The organism is Streptomyces vulcanius (assembly GCF_042653945.1).
GTDB classification, from domain to species: Bacteria; Actinomycetota; Actinomycetes; order Streptomycetales; family Streptomycetaceae; genus Streptomyces; species Streptomyces mangrovi.
The window spans coordinates 17,745-35,979 of record NZ_JBHSFK010000008.1; the positions used below are offsets into that span (position 1 = coordinate 17,745).

The following is an 18,235-nucleotide window of genomic DNA, read 5'->3' on the forward strand; positions in this document are numbered from 1 at the left end:
CCGTGCTCAGCCGGTGGCCGGCGGCGGGCTGGATGGTTCGGGGAGTGTGGGCCAGGTGCTACTGGCCGCGGTCGCTCGGTTCTTCCTGAGCGGGCTCGACGGCGTCCGGCGCGGCAGCCCAGCTGGCGAGCAGATCGAGGGCCTGGCGGCTGGATGAGCCGGGTTCCGCGGTGCAGACGATCAGCACGAGACCGGCATCGGACGGCAGATCCAAAGCCTCGTAGGAGAGCTCGAGGTCACCGACGACCGGATGGTGCAGCCGCTTGGCTCCCGTGCGGTGCAGCCGGACGTCCTGTGCAGCCCACCGGGTGCGGAACTCCTCGCTGCGGGTGCACAGCTCGCCGATCAGATCGGTGAGTGCCTTGTCGTAGGGGTTCTTGCCGGCCATGAGGCGCAGCCCGGCGACGCCGTCGCGGCCGGTGGCCTCCCAGTCGAGGTAATAACCGGCCGCGCGGGGGTTCAGGAAGCGGAACCGTGCGGCGTTGACCGGCCGGGCGGGGTCTTCGTACAGCGGAGACAGGAGGGCTCTGCCCAGCGCATTGGTGGCCATGACATCCCCGAGGCCGTTGGTGACATAGGCCGGGGCCAGCTGGCTGTCCAAGATGGCTTGGATGGCCGGACGTACCCGCTGCACCGCCGGGCGACGGCGTACCGCCGTGCCGCTGTTGGCCGCACGCGCCAGGTCGAACAGGTGTGCCCGCTCGGCCTCGTCCAGCAGCAGCGCCCGGGCCACGGCGTCCAGGACGCTCTCGGAGGCGCCGCGCACGTTGCCGCGTTCGAGCTGGGTGTAGTACTCCACCGACACCCCTGCCAGGTCGGCCACCTCGCTGCGTCGCAGACCGGGCACACGGCGGGTGCCGCCGTGGTCGACGAGGCCCACCTGCTCGGGGGTGACCTTCCCGCGGCGTGAGATCAGAAAGTCCCGTACCTCGCTGCGGTTGTTCATGCCCTTCACGCTACGAGCTCCGCTTCGGACGTGGGAGATGCTGCCAGCACCCCCCTCAGCGCCATCCCGCACGCCGGCGTCCGCCGCACCACCGCACGATCATGCCGGGCCGCGGGCCGTCGCACGCACCCGACCACGGGGTCGGCCGACCTGGTCCGGGGGTGATCCGCGCCCGTCGGGCGGCCAGGAAGCGTCGCACCCAGGCGGCCCCTACCGCGACGGCAGGCATGTCGCCTGCTCGGTAGGGGGTGCCGGCAGCATCTCCCACCGCCACCGTTGGCTGCCTAGCCTCGATGACGAGGCAGCCGGTGTCGGCCGGCTGCGCCGACGATGAGGAGCGCGTCATGCAGTACACCCGTCTGGGTACCTCCGGACTGAAGATCAGCCGCATCGCACTCGGATGCATGAGCTTCGGCGACACCTCGCAAATGCCGTGGGCTCTGGACGACGAGGGCGCCGAGCCGATCTTCCGCCAGGCCGTCGAGTCCGGGATCACCTTCTGGGACACCGCCAACATCTACGCCTACGGCACCTCCGAGGAGATCGTGGGCCGCGCGATCAAGAAGTACACGAAGCGCGACGACGTCGTCCTGGCCACCAAGCTGTTCAACCCCATGCACGACGGACCCGGTGGGTCCGGCCTGTCGCGCAAGGCCGTGATGGAGCAGATCGATGCCTCTCTGACCCGGCTGGGCACCGACTACGTCGACCTCTACCAGATCCACCGTTTCGACCCGCAGACCCCGGTCGAGGAGACCATGGAGGCTCTGCACGACGTCGTCAAGGCCGGCAAGGTCCGCTACCTCGGCGCCTCCTCGATGTGGGCCTGGCAGTTCGCCACCATGCAGCACTCGGCCCAGAGCCACGGCTGGACGCCCTTCGTCTCCATGCAGGACCAGTACAGCCTGCTGGCGCGCGAGGAGGAGCGGGAGATGTTCGGCCTGCTCGCCCACTCCGGCGTCGGCTCCATCCCCTGGAGCCCCCTGGCCGGCGGCCGTGTCGCCCGCCCCTGGGGCCAGGACAGCACCGTACGGGCCAAGGCCGCCCCCGACACCGACTACGCCGGCCGCCCCCTCTTCGTCGACACCGACGAAGCCATCGTCGACGCCGTCCAGAAGATCGCCGACGCGCACGGTGTCCCGATGGCCCAGGTCGCACTGGCATGGGTACTGAAGAACCCCGTCGTGTCCGCGCCCATCGTCGGCGCCACCAAGACCCACCACCTCACCGACGCCGTCGCCGCGCTCGACCTCACACTGGCCGAGGACGAGATCGCCGCACTGGAAGACCCCTACACCCCGCGCCTGCCCACCTACTTCTGATCCGCTGGAGGGCGTCTGAAAAGCCTGTGAGAGGGCTGATCCTGCGAGGCGGCGCAGGAGGAGCCAGGCGGTTGGGGCGGCCGTGCGGTGAGGTGCTCGCCGTGGGACGAGTCCTGTTCCGCGCGGCCGACCCAACTGCGTGGCTGCACGGCTTCCGCCGTCTGCGCATCCGACAGGAACGACGAGCCGACATCCACGAAGCGTTGCTCAAACTCGCCTGCTGCCTCGTCAACCATCACCGTCGCCCAGCTCACCCTCGCCTGGCTGCTGACCCAGGGCGACGACGTTGTCCCTATCTCCGGCACCCGCAGCGCGACCCACGTCGAGGAGAACGCCGGCGCCGCCAACGTGGAACTCACGCCGGCCGACCTCCAGCGCATCGTCGAGATCCTGCCCCACGGCTCCGCAGGCAATCGCTACCCCGCCACGTACATGCGCACCGACTGGTAACACCAGGTCCCGGGTACTCCCAGCATGCGGATGGGAGCCACGCGCATCTATACGGGGCGACGGTTTCGGGGGAAGTCTGGGTGAGGGCCCCGCTGCCGTCCCCCAACTTGCGGCTCACGGCTGCCGGGGGCGCTCATCCAGCGGCCCCGGCTTGTACTTCTCTACGACGTGCAGGAAACCACGCGACTGCGTCGCCCAGGACCACCGCTTCCACACCTGGCTGCACCGCGCCGAACACCAACGGGCCCGCTGGATCGACCACCAGCACCCCGCACACCTGCTCCACGGGACCGACCTGGCCGAAGGCCTGGACTGGTCACAGCAGCGCGGGCCACCCAAGAGCACAGCCGGGTTCGTCACCGCCGGCCACCACAATCAGCAACCTCCCCTTCGGCGCACCCGAGGCGTCGACAACATCAAGCCCTCGGGTGACGCCACAACACCACGCATGCGCACCCACGTTCACGGCTGGCCACACCCAGCGTCGAGGGCGCAGTCGACACCAGGTTCACCCCGAAAAGTATGCGAGTACAGAAAATATAGACGTAGGAGATTTATCGGCGCCTCAATGTTCCCAGGGTGTTCCCATCCGGGCACAGAAAAAGCCCCCCACGATCTCCGCGAGGGGCTTTCTGGGCTCTGACCTGCACTTTTAAGAGCCGCCTTCGGGATTCGAACCCGAGACCTACGCATTACGAGAACGCAAGATCGTTGCCCCAGGGTTCACTGGCCGTCCCTGTTTTCGCCGTCTATGCAGGTCAACAGGCATGGACGCATCCGGGGCCTGTTAATCGTTCACAGGGTTTCACCGTCTTTCCGGCCCCATCCTGGCCCCAGGGACGCCCTGCCGACGGGCTGGCCGCACCCCAGCCGGATGGGCCTCCAGTTCACAGCCGGGCAGCAAAAGGGCGTCCAGCGCACCGGCCTTGCGACGCAAAAGGCCCTACCCTCTCGGAGGTAAGGCCTCTGGCCGTCTGCACACACCCTGTGCGGGCCGCTGCGCACCGGCTATCGGCTTGGGCTTATCCGCGAGAACAGTCCGCACACGACGCTCGGGCGAATCTCCGGCGCGCTGACGTATGGCTCCCTAACTGGCCGTTCTCTATCCGATCGTGCGCTCGGTCTGGTTCGAACGGTGTGCTGGATCGGGTGACTTGCTGGCTGGTGGGGCATAGAGGAAGGGCCTCTTGGTAGCTCGCGGTTGTCGAGTCCAGCGAGAAACAAGAGGCCCTGTTGTCGAAGTGTCGCGTGGTCGTGGTTGCCGGGTCCAGTCCGTCCACTCCTGGGTGTGACTGTCTCGCCCATCGGTTCGGGAACGCGGCCGACCGGCCAGGGCGCCGACCCCGGTACGGCTCGGACATGAGCGATACGGAGTGGGCACTGGTGCGGGATCTGCTGCCGGTGCCGGGATGGCTGGCGGGCCGGGGAGGCCGTCCGGAGGGCTACTGCCACCGGCAGATGATCGACGCGGTGCGCTACCTCGTCGACAACGGCATCAAGTGGCGGGCGATGCCGTGCGACTTCCCGCCCTGGCCGCGCGTTTATGCCTTCTTCGCCCGCTGGCGGGATGTGGGGCTGGTGACCGAGCTGCATGAACGTCTGCGCGAGGCCGTCCGCCTGGCTGAGGGCCGCAGCCCGGAGCCGAGCGCTGGGGTCGTGGACTCGCAGTCGGTGAAGGCTGACGCCACCGTCACCCATGCCTCGCGAGGTTTCGACGCCGGGAAGAAGATCAACGGGCGCAAGCGGCACCTGCTCACCGACACCCTCGGACTGCTTCTGGCCGTGCGGGTCACGCCGGCGTCCACGACCGACCGGGACGCCGCCCGCAGCCTGCTACCCGCAGCAAAGGATCACTTCCGGAAGTTGGCGCGCATCTGGGCCGACGGCGGTTACACCGGCCACCTCACCGACTGGACCACCCAGCACCTCGGAGTCATCCTCGACATCGTCCGCCGCAGCGACGACGTCCAAGGTTTTCAGGTCCTGCCCCGACGCTGGGTCGTCGAGAGATCCTTCGCCTGGCTCCTGCGCAGCCGGCGCCTGGTCCGTGACTACGAGCGACGCACCGACACCAGCGAAGCCGTCATCCTGTGGTCGATGGCCATGCTCATGAGCCGCCGCCTGGCCGCCCAGCGCCAGCAGCGTCCTGCTCCGGCGCGGGCAGCATGAACCTGCCCGGCTTCTCCTCGACCAGCCAGCCCCGTTCCACCAGCCGTTTCAACCGGGCCCTCGCTCCCTCAACACGGGAAGCGGAAGCACTGTCCCAGCCCAGCACCACCGCTGCCCGCCGGGCACCCAGCCCGTCTCCTCCCGCCTCCAGGGCGGCGGCCATCAACGCCTGGTAGTCCACCGACAACACCTCAACCCCGGCCGCGTCGACCCGATGAGGCACCGCCCGGCGTGGTCCCACCGGCTTCTTCTGCAACACGACGGCCACGGTGGGCGCATCCTCCTCGGCCAGCGCCTCCAGGTACTGTTCCAGGCCGATCACCCGATGCCGGAGCACCTCTTCCGCCGCCGCCAGAGCCGCCCGCAATTGCTCCAGCTCGGCTTCGAGTTCCTCAACCCGCACCGCCGCGGCCTTCTGCCGCGCTTCCAAAACCGCCCGCATCGACGGCATCTGACACCCCCAAGACACCTCGGTCAGCAACGGAGCGAGACTTCCATGGCAGTCGCCATCTCATACCTGACCAGCAGAAACCGCACTCGGGGTTCGGAAAGAGAACGACCTCTAAGGGCTTGCAGGGAATCAAGGTGTTGCTTCCCTGCAAGCCCTTAGCGTGGTGGTCCTGGACGAGGTGCCCTATTTGATGGATGCGGAGGGTGCCTTGGAGGGCATGCTTCAGCGGGCCTGGGACCGAGTGCTGGAGACGAAGCCGGTTCTGCTGATTCTCATCGGCTCCGACCTGTCGATGATGGAGGCGCCTGAACAGCTATGGACGCCCGTTCCACCAGCGCGGACGGGAGATGGTGCTGGGTCCGCTCAACCCGGCGGAGGTGGGCGAGATGGTGGGCCTCGACCGCCTCGGCCTTCGATGCGGCCTTGATCACCGGTGGACTGCCCCTGATCTGCGCAGAGTGGACGCACGGCGCCGGGATGCGGGAGTTCCTGAAGGCGGCACTCAGCGATCCGGTCTCGGCCTCGCTGGTGTCGGCGGAGCGCTCGCTCGCTGCAGAGTTCCCTCAGCAGGCCCAAGCCCGCACCGTCCTCTCGGCGATCGGCGATCGGCGATCGGCAGCGGTGAGCGGACGTTCTCCAATATTGCCCGCGCCGCCGGCGGGATCGGGGCGACCCCGCTACAGCGGTCGCTGGCGATCCTCGCGGACAAGCGGGTGATCGCGGCGGAGCTTCCCGTGTCCACGCGGCCTTCGAAGGATCGTCGCTACCGGGTCGCGGATCCCCACCTCCGCTTCTGGCTGAAGCTCCTGGGTCCGGCGATGGAGGAGATCGAGCGGCGCATCCGCGAAAACTGGACCAGTTGGCGTGGCAGGGCCGTTGAACCTCTGGTACGCGAGGCGCTGGCACGGCTGCTGCCCGACGCGAACCTCCCCGCCGCCCCCCGTCATCGGCGGTTACTGGACCCGCACCAACGCTGTGGAGATCGACGTCGTGGGAGGGGACCGCGCGCCGATCGCCAAGGAGTTGTTGTTCGTCGGCTCGGTGAAGTGGCTGGAGAACTCCCCGTTCGACCGGCACGATCTCGCGGCGCTGCACCGACACCGCGCCGCGCTCACGCCTGCTCCCGTGCCTGTGATCGCCATCTCGCGCAGCGGGACCGAATGCGCGGGGCTCGACGCCGCGTACGGCCCGGCGGAACTCCTCGCGGCATGGTCCTCCTGAGCACGAGCACGCCGGGTTACCTGTTGGGCCGGAGGCGTACGGACTGCCCGCCGAACCTGGGTCGGCCGAGAACTGAGGTGCGGAGGTGCGGAGGTGCGGAGGTGCGGAGGTGCACCAGGATGCCGGTCGCCTGCGTGGGGCGCCCCGCCGTTGAGCGGCACACGATGTTCGGCACGGCACGGCACGGCAGTGCAGTGCAGTGCAGGCCCGCCATCGCTGGCGTCCTGGGGTCACGCCTCGTCCGATCAAGACTTGTGGCGGGAATCATCTTCACAAAACCCGCAATCGTCATGCAAGGTTCCGCATAGTGCTTCAGGGGCGTTCCTGCGCTGAGCGATAAGTCAGCCTTTACATACGCAAGTGGGTGATCATGACCACCTCTGCGGACGGCATCGACATCTTCCCGTCCCGCCGCACCGCGCGCATGGTCAAGCGTCAGGCAGCCTGGAAGCCGGGCTTCCTGTCCTTCCTGGTCACCGCGGCCCTCGCCTACGCCTTCTCCTCCGCGCTGTACTCCCCCAGGGAGACGCTGATGGGCTGGGTGGTCACCGTCCTGTGGACGCTGCCCGTCGTCAGCTCGCTCGTCGGCGTCACCGGTGCCGCGCTCACCCGTCGCCGTATCGCGCGCCAACACGGCTGGACCAACGCCGACCCGGCGCTGCACGACCGGCTCGTCGTGCTCGTCCCGACCATCGGCCGGAACGACACCTACCCGGCACTGAAGCGGTCGGTGCTGTCGTACTGCGCGTTCCTGCCGCGCTGGTTTCCCGCGCTGCGCATCGACATCCTGACGGAGGAGGGCTGCGAGGCCGCCGACCGCATCGACGCCCTGGCTGCCCTCAGCTCCTTGGTTCGCGTGGTCACCGTGCCGAAGACCTACCGCACGCCGGGCGGCACCCGCTTCAAAGCCCGCGCCAACCACTACGCCCACGAGTTGCGCATCGCCGAGGGCGAGGCCCTGGACGACGTGTGGGTGCTGCACATGGACGACGACACCGGCGTCGGCCCCGACACGGCCGAACAGGTCGCCCGCTTCATCAACGCCCAACGCCGCGCCGGCCCCGACGGCAAGCACCTGGCCCAGGGCATGCTGACCTATCCGCGCGAGAACGCCGTCAACCGCCTGACCTGGCTGGCCGACGCGATACGCCCTGCCGACGACATCGCCCGCTTCGCCGTCCTCACCGGCGGCGGTACTCCTCTGGCCGGGCTGCACGGCGAGCTGCTGCTGCTCCGCGCGTCCATCGAGGCGACGATCGGCTGGGACTTCGGCCCGGACTCCATCTGCGAGGACGCTCACCTGGCCCTGGTCTTCGCCAGTCGCTACAAGGGGCGCAGCGACTGGTTCTCCGGGCGCAGTTACGGCGCGTCCCCGGCGACCATGCGGGACTTCCTCAAACAGCGGGAGCGCTGGTCCTGGGGTCTGGTGGGTCTGGCCTTCAACCGCAGCCTGCCGCGCCGTTCCAGGGCGCTGCTCATGTACAGCGTGACGACCTGGGTCATGGGGCCCTTCCAGCACGTCGGCGTCGTCCTGGCGGTCGGCGCGCTGCTCGGCGACCTCAACACCTCGCCCGTCACGCCGTGGATCCTGCCCCTGTGGGCGGTGACCATGGGCTACGCGGTCTGGATGTACTGGGAGGGCCTCAAGATCAACGCCTCGGTGTCGGCCAACGGCCGCCGTCTGTGGTGGGAGCCGATCGCGGTGGTTGCCCTGATGCCGTTCTTCGCGCTCTGTGAGGCGGCCGGTTCCTTCCGGGGGCTGCTGCGGTGTCTGCGCGGCGTGGAGAACCAGTTCGTCGTGATAGCGAAGCCGGCCTGAGGGATGCGTACCCGTCTTCGTGGCCTCGTCCTCTCCGTCCTCTCCGTCCCCCTCGTCCTCCTGCTGACGGCCGGGTGCGTTTCCCCGGGAGCCGGAGCCCCGGCGCCGACCACGGCGCCCGCGAACGCGTCCGCGAACGCCTCCGCGCCCGCGTCCGATAGCCCGGCCCCGGCACGGGTCGCCCGGCCGTGGCGGCCCGGCGACCCCCAACTCGGCGCGCAGGTGCTCTGGTACGCCTACCCGGGCGAAACGGACTCGTCCGTGCGCACCAACGCACTGCGCACGGTGAACTACATGGTCGGTAAACACATGAACGCGATCTCGGTGACCCTGCCCTTCGCGACCGCCGGCCCCACGGCGAGCCGGGTCGGCGCCTCGGCCTCGACGCCCTCCGCCCGGCACCTGGGGATGCTTTTGGACACCGCGGCGGCGGCCGGACTACGCATCACTCTGCGTCCGCTTCTCGATGAGCAGAGCCTGGTGGCCCGTGATCCCCTGGCCTGGCGCGGCTCACTCGCCCCTGCCGACAGGGCTGCCTGGTTCCGGTCGTACGAGGCTTTCCTCGCGCCGTATCTCACCCTCGCGGCCCGCCACCACGCGAGCACCTTCGTCATCGGGGCGGAACTGACGTCGCTGGAGGACGACCCACGCTGGCGCTCGGTGATCGCCGCAGCCCGCAAGTCGTTCCCCGGTGAACTGTCCTACGACGCCAACTGGGACGACTACGTTTCCCGGCACGTCCCCGTCCCTGTCGACCACCTGGGCTTCGACGCCTACTTCCCCCTCCCCGGGCTCGGCGACGACGCCTCCGTCGCGCAGATCGCCGAGGGCTGGCAGCGCTGGCTGGACCGCAAGAGCACCGGGAAACTGCCCCGGATCGTGCTGAGCGAGGTCGGCATCATCGCCGAGGACGGTGCTTATCGTCACCCGGCCGTCTGGAAGGGCGGGGGAAAGCTCAACCCCACGGTGCAGCAACGCTGGTTCGAGGCGGCCTGCCAGGTCGCCCGGGACCGGGACATGGCCGGCCTGTACTGGTGGAACCTCGACTTCCACGCCGACCCCGCGGCCGGCACCCGCACCGACTCCCACACCTCCTTCCTCGGCCGCCCCGCCGAGGCCGTCATCGCCTCCTGCTTCCGGACCTGGCCGAGATGACCGAAGAGCGCTGCGAGCACCAGCCGCCGAACCCGGCCGAGTCCTACTGCGAGTACGGCCCCCATCCCCACCCGCCGTCGGAGCGGGCACATCCGCACGCCGAACCGGCTCCATGGGCCGCGGGGCCCACGGCGGAGCCGGCACCGGCGAGGAGCGAGGCAGTCGACCAGGAACCAGGAGGCGGGGCAGTCCTGGCGGACCGGGCCGGTGGCTACGGCCGGATGGCGAACCGGCCTGGTGAGTACGGACGGGGCCGGGACAGGGCGGGCGACACCGGGCGCCTCCCGGCCGCCGGGTGGCCCCAGGCCGCCAAGTCGGGACGGATCGCGGATCCGCATCCGATCACATGGCCGGAGCCGGCCAACAAGGAGACACCGGCCGCGCAGCGGGAACCGTTCACGTGGCCGGCACCGGGCGTCGAGGTGGGACCGGCCGCGTTCGGAGGACCGGTCGACAGTGCTCCCCTAGCGGACGTCACCCGATTCCCTGCGCTGCCGTCCGGGCCTGCGCCCGGGGCCGAGCCGGACCCGGTGGCGGCGCGGGGTGCCGGGAGAGAGGCGAGTGGGAGGCGGTTCTCCGCCGTGGACGGTCTGCGGGGCGCCGCTGTGCTGGCCGTTCTGTTGCACGACACCGGCATGGGCGGGCCGTATTTCTCCTGGACCGGTGTGGGCACCGATGTCCTGCTGGTGCTGACGGGTTTTCTCACCGTCCTGCCCCTGCTCCGCAGGGCGACGGCAACCGGCAGGACCAGCGTCGTCGGCTTCCTGGCCCGCAGGGCGAAGCGGCTGATTCCCGCCCTGCTGGTGTCGCTCACCATGACCCTTACGGTCTGTTGGGCACTCGGCCCTCCGCGCATTGTCCGCGACCTGGCCCGGCGGGTTCCGTCGGTGCTCCTCGGCGATGGGGGCTGGGCCGGGTGGGTGCACGGCCGACCACTGGGTGCCGTCCCCACGATGGACTCGCCGCTTGCTCCGCTGTGGTTGTGGGATATCACCGCACGTTCCGTGCTGACGTGGTCCCTTCTGTTGGCGTGCCTCTGCTTGCCGGCCCGGCGCCGACTCGCCGCGGTGACATTGGTCGCCGCCCTGCTCGCCGGGGCGGCGACCGTCGCCGCGGCCTGCGGGGCGCTGCCCGGCCTCGGCGTCGTCACCGGCATGCAGACACTCGCCCTGCCGGCCGGTGCCGGTGCTGCTTGCCTCGTTCACCTGGCCGAACGCGGTGGCCGCGCGGTGTCCCGTCCGGCCGCCGTACTGCTGACGGCGACCGGCCTCGCCGCGGCGGCGGCCTTGGCGGTGTCGGCCGTCCTTCGCGGCGGAGGGCAGGGCGACAACCGGTACGTGGTCGCGGCCGTGCTGGGCGCCGCGCTGCTGACGGCAGTGCTCAGCAGCGACCGAGGCCCCCTGGTACGGCTGCTGTCGGGCGACCTGCTCACCGAGATCGGCCGCATGTCGTACAGCCTCTTTCTGCTGCACCTCCCCGTGTACTGGCTGCTGCGGCGCGGTCAGCCCGGCCTTGGCCCTCTCGGCCTGTTCCTGGTCGGGGGCGTGGTGACCTGGTTCCTGTCGCTGCTCGTCCACTACCTGCTCGTCGAGCGCCTGGCCGCCCGTCCCTGGCGTCGTGGGCGGGCGTCCCACTGACCCTCGCGGCATACCTGCCTCTCACGGCGGGCGCGTACGCCCCGCAGAGGCTGACGCCGTAGCCGTGCATCCGGAGATCGGCTCCCCGTCTGCTCAGGTCCGCCTGCGGAAGCGTGCCACCGCCAGCGGGGCGGTCACGGCGGTGATGCCGACCGACCATGCCAGCACGATCAGCACCGAGTGACCCGCGGACCTGTCGTTGATCAGGTTCCGGCAGGCGTCGGCCAGGGCGGACAGCGGGTTGAACCGGGTGAAGGACCCCAGCCAGCCCGGCATCGTCGAGACCGGTGCGAAGATCGAGCTGCCGAACTGCAGCGGCACGGCCACCAGCGCGCTCACGCCCTGGGCTGCCTCGGTACTACGCATGGTCATGCCGATCAGCATGGACACCCAAACCATGGACATGCCGAACATAAGGATGAGGCCGTCCACCGCCAGCAGTTTGAGCGGCCCTGCGCGCACCCGCAGGCCAAGGAGCATGGCGACGTTGATCAGGACAGACAGCGACAGCACCGACCGGATGGTCTCCGCGATGAGCTTGGCCACCAGGACCGACGACGCGGCGATGGGCAGGGTCCGGAAGCGGTCCATCAGCCCGGTTTTGAAGTCGGCGTTCATGCCGGCGCCGACCGATGTGGCCAGTGTCAGGCTCAGGATGCCGAGCAGGCCGGGGATCATGTACTGGATGTATTTCTCCCGTGAGCCCGAGACGGCACCGCCGAACACGTAGACGAAGAGCAGCGTGTAGAGAACCGGCATCAGCAACGAGTCGAACAGCGTGTAGGGGTCCGCTTTGATGCGGAGGAGATTGCGCCGGACGAGCGTGCTGGTGTGACGTAGATAGGCACGCGGCGCGATCCTTGAGGCGCCGCGAGTGGGAGGTGGCGCGACGGCGGGCGACCCGACCGCTGTCGGCATGACCTCCGTCGCAGGGGTGGTCGACCCAGGAGGCCGTGCCTCTCGGGCCGGAGGTGCCGGCTCGCGCCAGGGCTGTGGCCCGGGGCCCGTGCCGGTCCCCTGTCCGGTGAGGGCCAGGAACACCTCGTCCAGGCTGGGTTGGCGCGTGGTGATGCCGCTGATGCCGAAGCCTCTGCCGCCAAGGGTCCGTACCACGCCGCTGAGTTGTCTGTCGTCGAAGGCGGGGACCATCAACAGTCCTTCGGCGGGGTTGGTCCAGGCGCCCGCTATCCCGGCCTCGGACAGGCAGGACAACATGCTGGGCAGGTCCGCCGTGTTGAACGGGCGGACCTCCAGGGTGTCTCCGCCCACCGCGGCCTTGAGCTCGGCCGGCGAACCGTGGGCGATCATCCGGCCGTGGTCGACCACCATGAGTTCATGGGCCAGCTGCTCGGCCTCCTCCATGTACTGGGTGGTGAGCAGGACGGCGGTGCCCTCCTTGGCCAGGTCGTGGATCTCGTCCCACACCTCGTTGCGGGTGCGCGGGTCGAGCCCGGTGGTCGGCTCGTCGAGGAACAGCACCTGAGGGCGGCCGACCATGCCGGCGGCGAGGTCCAGTCGACGGCGCATGCCACCGGAGTAGGTCCGGGCGGGGCGGCCGGCGGCGTCGGTGAGCGAGAAGCGCTCCAGCAGTTCCACGGCGCGGACGCGGGCCCGTCTGCTGGGCAGATCCAGCAGCCGGCCGATCATGTAGAGGTTCTCGAAACCGGAGAGTTGCTCGTCCACCGACGCGTACTGTCCGGTGAGGCCGATGACGCGGCGCACCTGCCCGGGCTGGCGCCGGACGTCGAACCCGGCCACCCGGGCGTATCCGGTGTCGGCCTTGGCCAGGGTGGACAGCACCCGCACCAGCGTGGTCTTGCCGGCGCCGTTGGGGCCCAGTACGCCCAACACCGTGCCGTGGCGGAGGGTCAGGTCCAAACCGTTCAGGGCGGTGGTGCCGCCGTACTGCTTGACCAGGCCGTGTGCCTCGACGGCGAGATCGGCGGAGGCGCCGACGGCGTAGGGGTGCCATGTCATGCCCAGGAGGTACCTTTCACTGCCGTGCCCTCACCCTGTCGGGCAGCCTCTGTCAGAGGGCGGGGCGTGCACGCACGCCCCGCCGCTACCGCTCATCCCCACGACCGGATGGCGGCGTCACCGTGTTCAGCAGAAGCCGTAGGGGTTGCTCTGGTTCCCCTTGGGCGTGCCTTCGAGGACGACCTTGTACACGTCGGCGGCATCGGTCTCGACGTCGCCGTCCCACGAGCCGTCCAGCAGTACCTCGAGCTCGTCGATCACGGTGAGTGTGTTCATATGGCGCTCCGTCTCATGGGGCAACAGGTGGTCAGGGGGCGGCCGAGAGCCCTCACGGGCCGTGCGGCGGCACCCCCTGAAACATGATTCGGTCGGTGATCGACCGCGTCCTCGGTGATGAGCGCAGTTACGGCACGCGGCATGACGCACTGCCCGAAGGAGCAGACCTCTCGCTCCGACGGGCGGTCCTGCCGCTCAGGTGTCGCTGGACCACAGAACGGTGTTCCCGTAGCGGACGGTCGCCTTACCGTCCCTGCCCAGCACCAGCTCAGCGCCGTCGTGACCGTCGGTGCGTGTGGACCACGCGGTCGTCATGCCGGAGGTGTAGACGACCAGGTTCCCGTCCGCCTGGAAGACGGTCTTGGCGCCGCGCCCGCCGGTTCCGGACTGCCAGTGGGGCGTGCCGTTCCGGTCGTAGATCACCAGGTTGCCGTCTCCCCGGAAGGTCATGGTCATCCGGTTCGTGGACCAGGACTGTCCGGGCAGCAGGACGCTCGTGCCCCTGATGACCCTCTGGGTCCCCTGCTGGGCCCCATCACTCGTCGGGGACGGCTTCTCAGCAACGAATGAAGGGGATGAAGGGGGTGAAAGGGGTGAATTCGCGGGCGTCGTGACGGGAGTGTCGAACGCGGCCGAGGCACCGGAGTCGCGTGCGGCCGGACCTGGCGACTCACGATTTCTGGCGCTCGGGCTCGCCTGTCGCGACGGAGTGGCGGTGGTCTCGCCCGACCGGTCGGGGGACGGGGAGACCGAGGGACCCGGGGTGGTGGCGGAAGGGCTCGCGGTGGTCGTTCCGCCCTGTCCCGACAGCAGGAAGGGTGTGACGACCAGCAGGAGGCCGACCAGCGACGCTGCCAGGAGCGCAAGCCTGGTGGAACGAGCGCGCTCGGGTACCGAGGCGTTGGACGCGTCCGGAAGACCGCCCTGCTCGGCTGGGGGCGGCTCCGTGTCCGTCGTCCCACCGGTCCCTCGACGGGGCTCTCTCCGGGCAGCGGTTTCGCGTTCCACGGGTCGGTCTTCCATTCGTCAACGCCCGGGCGAGTGCCCGGCCGGGGCTGTGGCGGCCAGTGATGATTCCGAAGTGTTGAACGTGGTCATGTCCACGGACTTCTCGGTGCGCCTGTCCGGCGGCTCGTCCGAGACAGCGGGCAACTGTAGGCCCGTCGCAGGCGGACCCTGCGACCCTCAGTGCACGGGTACGTGTCCGTGCGCGCACTGGTGTCTTCGGGCGGGGCCCCGTTCACGCGGGGTCGCCGACGGCCGTGAGCAGTTCGCGGCGGCCGGGGCCGTCGACGTAGCGGGGCGCGTTGACGGCCAGTCGCGCGAAACGGGCCATGAGACCCGGCCTCCCCATGGCTTCCCGGGAGTCGGTGAGCAGGAAGCCGATCTCGGCCATCGCGCGCAGGACGCCGGCGTCGCGCAGGCAGGCCGACCGGCCGGCGACGTGCTGGTTCCAGGCGGGGTCGCCGCTGTGGTGGACCTCGCCGCGCATGTCCGCGTCGATCTCGGCCTGGCGGTGCACCTCCCAGCCGGCGAGCCCCGCCCACACGGGGGCGAGGTGCCGTTCGGTCATGTCGTGGAAGAGCAGGGCGAGTTCAGCGGGACGACTGGTTCCGGGGCCGGCCTCACGCAGTACGTCGCGCAGGAGCGTCGCGTGGGTGATGCCGAGGGTCATGCCGAGACCGAACTGGGGATTGGTGGTGGCCCAGGCGTCCCCGACCGCCACCAGCCCGGTCACCGGCGGCCGTCCGGGGTGGACGAGCCGGCGGCGCACGCTGTGGATGCCGCCCAGGGCGACGACGCCACCGATCGGTTCGCCCTCCGCCCATGGTGCGAGGCCGGGATAGAGGGCGGCGGCCCGCTGCCAGGCGTCCCTTCGGCCCAGCCCTCTGAGCTTCTGGTCCGCCCCGGACGTGACCAGAGTCATCGACCAGGTGCCGTTGTCGCCCGGTACGACGATGACCGACACGCTGTCGTGGTGGTGCAGCGGCCAGGGCGCCGGACCGGGGAGGTTCCCGTCGCCGGAGCGGAAGTGTTGGGTGTAGTAGCGGAATCCCCGGCCCGCCCCACCCGGCCGGATGCCCGGGACATCGCCCTCCGCCGCGTCGGCGTACACGGCGTCGAGGAATGACGCGGCGAACCGGCTCCGGCCGGAAGCCGCCACGACCAGGTCTGCCGCGACGTGTTCGCCGTCGTCCAGTACGACTCCGGTGACGTGCGCGCCGCGCGCCTCGGACGGGTCCCCGACCAGCAGCTCCGCGGCACGCAGGCCCCGCCGCAGTGTGATGCCCGTGGTCCGTTCCGCCGCGGCCAGCAGCGCGGCCTCCAGCACCGGCCGGCGTGCCGCCACCGTGTCGAACCGTTCGTCGCCCGGTTCGGCCGCGCCGTCGGGCAGGAGGCTCAGCGCGCCGGCGATCATGTTGTGGCGTCGGCCTCCCCATGCCAGGACCTCGGAGACGGTCTCGGGCAGTTCCCGCCGCAGGATGCGGTAGCCGGCGGGGGCGAGGACGTGGGCGGCGGCGAACTGGCGCGCTCCGGGCCGCGTCCACTTCTCCCACACGCCGTGCGGGCCGTCGGCGGGCGGCCCGGGGTCCTGGTCGACCACGGTGACGCGATGCCCTTCCGCGGCCAGCAGCATCGCTGTGACCAGGCCGGTCGGGCCCGCTCCGAGAATCAGGGTGTGCACCAGGGTCAGCTCCTGAAGAACAGTGGGTGCCGGTACGAGGCGACGCGGAAGGCCCGCCCCGGGCCGGTCGCGCGGAAGGTCGCGGGGGCGCGACCACGAGGCGTTCGGCTACGAGTAGACGGTTACCTGAAGGCGTGGCGCCAGGCCCCAGTTGTGCGGTTCGAAGCCCGCTCGGGCCAGGGGCATACGGGCCGCCGCCTCGCTGAGAACCCTCTCGATGTCCGTCTGCTGCCGCGGCGTGAGATAGCCCCACAGCAGGCTGTGCCACACCACGGTGCGCACGTCACCGTCACCGGCGGGCCGCGCCAGCTCGGCGGCCAGCCAGTCGGCGGCGTCCGCCTTGTCCACCCGGACCTCGGAGCGGGCGGCCAGCGCCAGGGCGTCGTCCAGCTCCATCCGCTCGATGTCCCGCTCGGGCGGCAGGAAGGAGTGCAGGATCAGTACGTCGGCGGGGTCGGCGGGATCGCGCGGGGCGAGGTCGCACCCCGCGCGCTCGACGATGGTGAGGTCGCCGGGAGCCTTGCCGTGGGCCACCAGGCGTACGGGCGAGTCGGGATCGCCCCACTCCCAGCCCGGCCCGAACCAGCGGTAGCGGTCGACGAGCAGGTTCAGACCGGCGCAGGCGCCCAGTTCCAGCAGCCGTACCTTCGGCGCGCCCAGCATCCCCAGCGCGGCCAGCAGAACGCTCGCCCGGCCCGGCTGGTGCTGCTGGACAGGCCGGTCCAGCGCGGCGCGGGTCTGGTCCGGGTGGTCCAGCAACGCCTGGGCGGACAGCTGCCAGGTACGGGTGGCGTACTCGCGATCGCCGATTCCGGCGGTCAGATGCCGGAGGTGCTCGGCGAGTTCGGGAGCGAGACCGCTGAGCATCAGCCAACGCACCCCGGCGACGGCGCGGATGCCGAACAGCGGCTCGGCCGCCTGCGGATGGCCGCCGATCAGGGACCAGACGGGGCCGCCGTGTTCGGCGTCGTCGGCCAGCCTGGCCAGCAGGTCCGCCGAGACGGGCGCGTATCCGGCCGAGCCGGCGGACATGGCCCGCAGGTCGCTGATGGTTTCCTCGGAGGTCGTCATGCTGCGATCCCGTCCTGGTCGGTCAGTTGCGAGGATTCGGCCGAGACGCCGACCATCCACTGGATGACGTCCCGGTGGGGCGAGGGCGCCGCCAGCTGCTGGAGCAGTTCGCACGACCGCTGCCGGAGCGTGGCGATCCTGCGGTCGTAGCCGGCCGCCACGTCCGGTCGGCGCAACCGGTCCCACACGGCGCCGCGCGCGTGCGCGTCCCGGGGAGCGTGCGCGTGGGCCCGCCCCAGCTCCTCGGCCTCGGCCGGAGGCAGGGTCTCCAGCGCGTAGGCCAGCAGCAGGGTCGGGGTGCCGTTGGCCAGGTCGGCGTCCTGTTCGGCGGTTGCCGGCGCGCGGTCGTTCGCCGTCTGCCGCAGCACTCCGAAGAGCCGCCCGAAGACACGCCAGCCGCGTACCTCCTGCTCCGTCCGGCCCGCCAGCATCGCGGCCATCGCGGCGTCCCGGCCGTAGGCGGCGCCGGTCTTCCCCACGTAGCCGGTCATGGTCCGCTTCCAGAAGTCGGAGGTGGTGTCCTGCGCCACGTCGGCCAGCTGGCCGTCGGCGGACTCGATCGTGGCGCGGTTCAGTTCGCGGCCGAAAGCCGCCTTGAGTTCGTCGGGGAACCGCTGGCGGACGATGATCTCCTGGGGGAGGAGGGTGAGGCAGGCGGTGCTCGCGACGGTGACCGCCGCCGCGGAGAGACCGGCGGTGCGCGGGTCGAACTGCCCGTCCATCACGTCGTCGAGGATCTCCGCCCCGGCCCACCACAGCCTGGACAGGACGCACACCGGGACCGCGGGCTCCACATCGCCGGTCAGGGCGCCGTGCACGGGCAGTGCCAGCAGCCTGAAGGGGCTGCCGGAGCTGGCGTCCGTCTCCAGCAGGGCCAGGACCGCCCGCTCCAACTCGGGGGCGTCCGCACAGGCGGTGCGGACGGCGGAGTTCACCGCCGGGGCGAGCTGCCTCTGGTGCTGCAGGAGCAGGTCGTAGGCCGCCTGGGTGTCCTTCGAGGTCATGTGCCGTTTCCTCATGGCGTCGTCGGGGGAAGGCGGGGCATGCCGGGCACG

13 protein-coding genes and 4 pseudogenes are annotated in these 18,235 nt (G+C 70.4%); 8 read left to right on the forward strand and 9 right to left on the reverse strand.

The genetic code is table 11. The features are described 5' to 3' along the window. Positions 1 to 58: 58 nt before the first annotated feature. Positions 59 to 946, reverse strand: coding sequence for a helix-turn-helix domain-containing protein (locus ACFPIH_RS13870; protein WP_381171527.1), 888 nt, complete (start codon positions 944 to 946; stop codon positions 59 to 61). Positions 947 to 1,290: 344 nt separating this feature from the next. Here ACFPIH_RS13870 and ACFPIH_RS13875 point away from each other — a divergent pair, with 344 nt between their 5' ends. The 4 genes and pseudogenes from ACFPIH_RS13875 (at position 1,291) to ACFPIH_RS13890 (ending at position 4,887) form a co-directional block, all read left to right on the forward strand. Then, positions 1,291 to 2,268: an aldo/keto reductase gene (locus ACFPIH_RS13875; RefSeq protein WP_381171529.1), complete on the forward strand. Its 978-nt coding sequence runs from the start codon at positions 1,291 to 1,293 to the stop codon at positions 2,266 to 2,268. A gap of 137 nt (positions 2,269 to 2,405) precedes the next feature. Next, positions 2,406 to 2,498, forward strand: a pseudogene (locus ACFPIH_RS13880) (IS5/IS1182 family transposase); the annotation flags it as partial. After that, a pseudogene (locus ACFPIH_RS13885) lies at positions 2,488 to 2,718 on the forward strand (aldo/keto reductase); the annotation flags it as partial. The pseudogenes ACFPIH_RS13880 and ACFPIH_RS13885, both read left to right, overlap by 11 nt. Before the next feature lie 1,359 nt (positions 2,719 to 4,077). Continuing rightward, on the forward strand, positions 4,078 to 4,887 hold the full coding sequence (locus tag ACFPIH_RS13890; RefSeq protein ID WP_381171531.1) for an IS5 family transposase: 810 nt from the start codon (positions 4,078 to 4,080) through the stop codon (positions 4,885 to 4,887). Here ACFPIH_RS13890 and ACFPIH_RS13895 read toward each other — a convergent pair. Next, the gene (locus tag ACFPIH_RS13895; RefSeq protein WP_381172090.1) at positions 4,826 to 5,329 is read right to left on the reverse strand and encodes a hypothetical protein; all 504 of its coding nucleotides are present in this window, start codon (positions 5,327 to 5,329) and stop codon (positions 4,826 to 4,828) included. The two genes, ACFPIH_RS13890 and ACFPIH_RS13895, sit on opposite strands and share 62 nt — an antisense overlap. Before the next feature lie 166 nt (positions 5,330 to 5,495). Here ACFPIH_RS13895 and ACFPIH_RS13900 point away from each other — a divergent pair. The 4 genes and pseudogenes from ACFPIH_RS13900 to ACFPIH_RS13915 form a co-directional block, all read left to right on the forward strand. Then, a pseudogene (locus ACFPIH_RS13900) lies at positions 5,496 to 6,559 on the forward strand (ATP-binding protein); the annotation flags it as partial. Between the two features lie 370 nt (positions 6,560 to 6,929). Beyond that, a complete protein-coding gene (locus tag ACFPIH_RS13905) occupies positions 6,930 to 8,378 on the forward strand; it encodes a glycosyltransferase family 2 protein (protein ID WP_381171533.1) in 1,449 nt (482 codons plus the stop codon). A 3-nt stretch (positions 8,379 to 8,381) separates the two neighbouring features. Continuing rightward, positions 8,382 to 9,533, forward strand: coding sequence for a glycoside hydrolase family 113 (locus ACFPIH_RS13910; RefSeq protein WP_381171536.1), 1,152 nt, complete (start codon positions 8,382 to 8,384; stop codon positions 9,531 to 9,533). Further along, positions 9,530 to 11,170, forward strand: coding sequence for an acyltransferase family protein (locus tag ACFPIH_RS13915; protein ID WP_381171538.1), 1,641 nt, complete (start codon positions 9,530 to 9,532; stop codon positions 11,168 to 11,170). The genes ACFPIH_RS13910 and ACFPIH_RS13915 overlap by 4 nt, the downstream gene beginning before the upstream one ends. 93 nt (positions 11,171 to 11,263) lie before the next feature. Here the strand turns inward: ACFPIH_RS13915 and ACFPIH_RS13920 are convergent, their stop codons facing one another. The 7 genes and pseudogenes from ACFPIH_RS13920 to ACFPIH_RS13950 form a co-directional block, all read right to left on the reverse strand. Beyond that, complete coding sequence (locus ACFPIH_RS13920) at positions 11,264 to 12,088, reverse strand: ABC transporter permease (protein ID WP_381172093.1); 825 nt, start codon at positions 12,086 to 12,088, stop codon at positions 11,264 to 11,266. 93 nt (positions 12,089 to 12,181) lie between these two features. Beyond that, positions 12,182 to 13,147, reverse strand: a pseudogene (locus ACFPIH_RS13925) (ATP-binding cassette domain-containing protein); the annotation flags it as partial. Positions 13,148 to 13,273: 126 nt separating this feature from the next. Continuing rightward, positions 13,274 to 13,423, reverse strand: coding sequence for a hypothetical protein (locus tag ACFPIH_RS13930; RefSeq protein ID WP_381171540.1), 150 nt, complete (start codon positions 13,421 to 13,423; stop codon positions 13,274 to 13,276). Positions 13,424 to 13,618: 195 nt separating this feature from the next. Further along, positions 13,619 to 13,873, reverse strand: coding sequence for a hypothetical protein (locus ACFPIH_RS13935; RefSeq protein ID WP_381171542.1), 255 nt, complete (start codon positions 13,871 to 13,873; stop codon positions 13,619 to 13,621). A gap of 790 nt (positions 13,874 to 14,663) precedes the next feature. Next, complete coding sequence (locus ACFPIH_RS13940) at positions 14,664 to 16,109, reverse strand: FAD-dependent oxidoreductase (protein ID WP_381171544.1); 1,446 nt, start codon at positions 16,107 to 16,109, stop codon at positions 14,664 to 14,666. Positions 16,110 to 16,217: 108 nt separating this feature from the next. Beyond that, positions 16,218 to 17,180 (reverse strand): DUF2332 domain-containing protein, encoded by a 963-nt coding sequence (locus tag ACFPIH_RS13945; protein ID WP_381171546.1) that lies wholly within the window; start codon positions 17,178 to 17,180, stop codon positions 16,218 to 16,220. Beyond that, positions 17,177 to 18,184: a polyprenyl synthetase family protein gene (locus ACFPIH_RS13950; protein ID WP_381171548.1), complete on the reverse strand. Its 1,008-nt coding sequence runs from the start codon at positions 18,182 to 18,184 to the stop codon at positions 17,177 to 17,179. Before ACFPIH_RS13950 ends, ACFPIH_RS13945 begins: the two co-directional genes overlap by 4 nt. Between the last annotated feature and the right edge of the window lie 51 nt (positions 18,185 to 18,235).

Bases quoted from the DNA above. Each gene is read 5' to 3' on its own strand.
- ACFPIH_RS13910 (WP_381171536.1), top strand. From the start codon at position 8,382: ATGCGTACCCGTCTTCGTGGCCTCGTCCTCTCCGTCCTCTCCGTCCCC.
- ACFPIH_RS13895 (WP_381172090.1), bottom strand. From the start codon at position 5,329: ATGCGGGCGGTTTTGGAAGCGCGGCAGAAGGCCGCGGCGGTGCGGGTT.
- ACFPIH_RS13950 (WP_381171548.1), bottom strand. From the start codon at position 18,184: ATGACCTCGAAGGACACCCAGGCGGCCTACGACCTGCTCCTGCAGCAC.
- ACFPIH_RS13890 (WP_381171531.1), top strand. From the start codon at position 4,078: ATGAGCGATACGGAGTGGGCACTGGTGCGGGATCTGCTGCCGGTGCCG.
- ACFPIH_RS13915 (WP_381171538.1), top strand. From the start codon at position 9,530: ATGACCGAAGAGCGCTGCGAGCACCAGCCGCCGAACCCGGCCGAGTCC.
- ACFPIH_RS13930 (WP_381171540.1), bottom strand. From the start codon at position 13,423: ATGAACACACTCACCGTGATCGACGAGCTCGAGGTACTGCTGGACGGC.
- ACFPIH_RS13875 (WP_381171529.1), top strand. From the start codon at position 1,291: ATGCAGTACACCCGTCTGGGTACCTCCGGACTGAAGATCAGCCGCATC.
- ACFPIH_RS13870 (WP_381171527.1), bottom strand. From the start codon at position 946: ATGAACAACCGCAGCGAGGTACGGGACTTTCTGATCTCACGCCGCGGG.
- ACFPIH_RS13905 (WP_381171533.1), top strand. From the start codon at position 6,930: ATGACCACCTCTGCGGACGGCATCGACATCTTCCCGTCCCGCCGCACC.
- ACFPIH_RS13935 (WP_381171542.1), bottom strand. From the start codon at position 13,873: ATGACCTTCCGGGGAGACGGCAACCTGGTGATCTACGACCGGAACGGC.
- ACFPIH_RS13920 (WP_381172093.1), bottom strand. From the start codon at position 12,088: ATGCCGACAGCGGTCGGGTCGCCCGCCGTCGCGCCACCTCCCACTCGC.
- ACFPIH_RS13945 (WP_381171546.1), bottom strand. From the start codon at position 17,180: ATGACGACCTCCGAGGAAACCATCAGCGACCTGCGGGCCATGTCCGCC.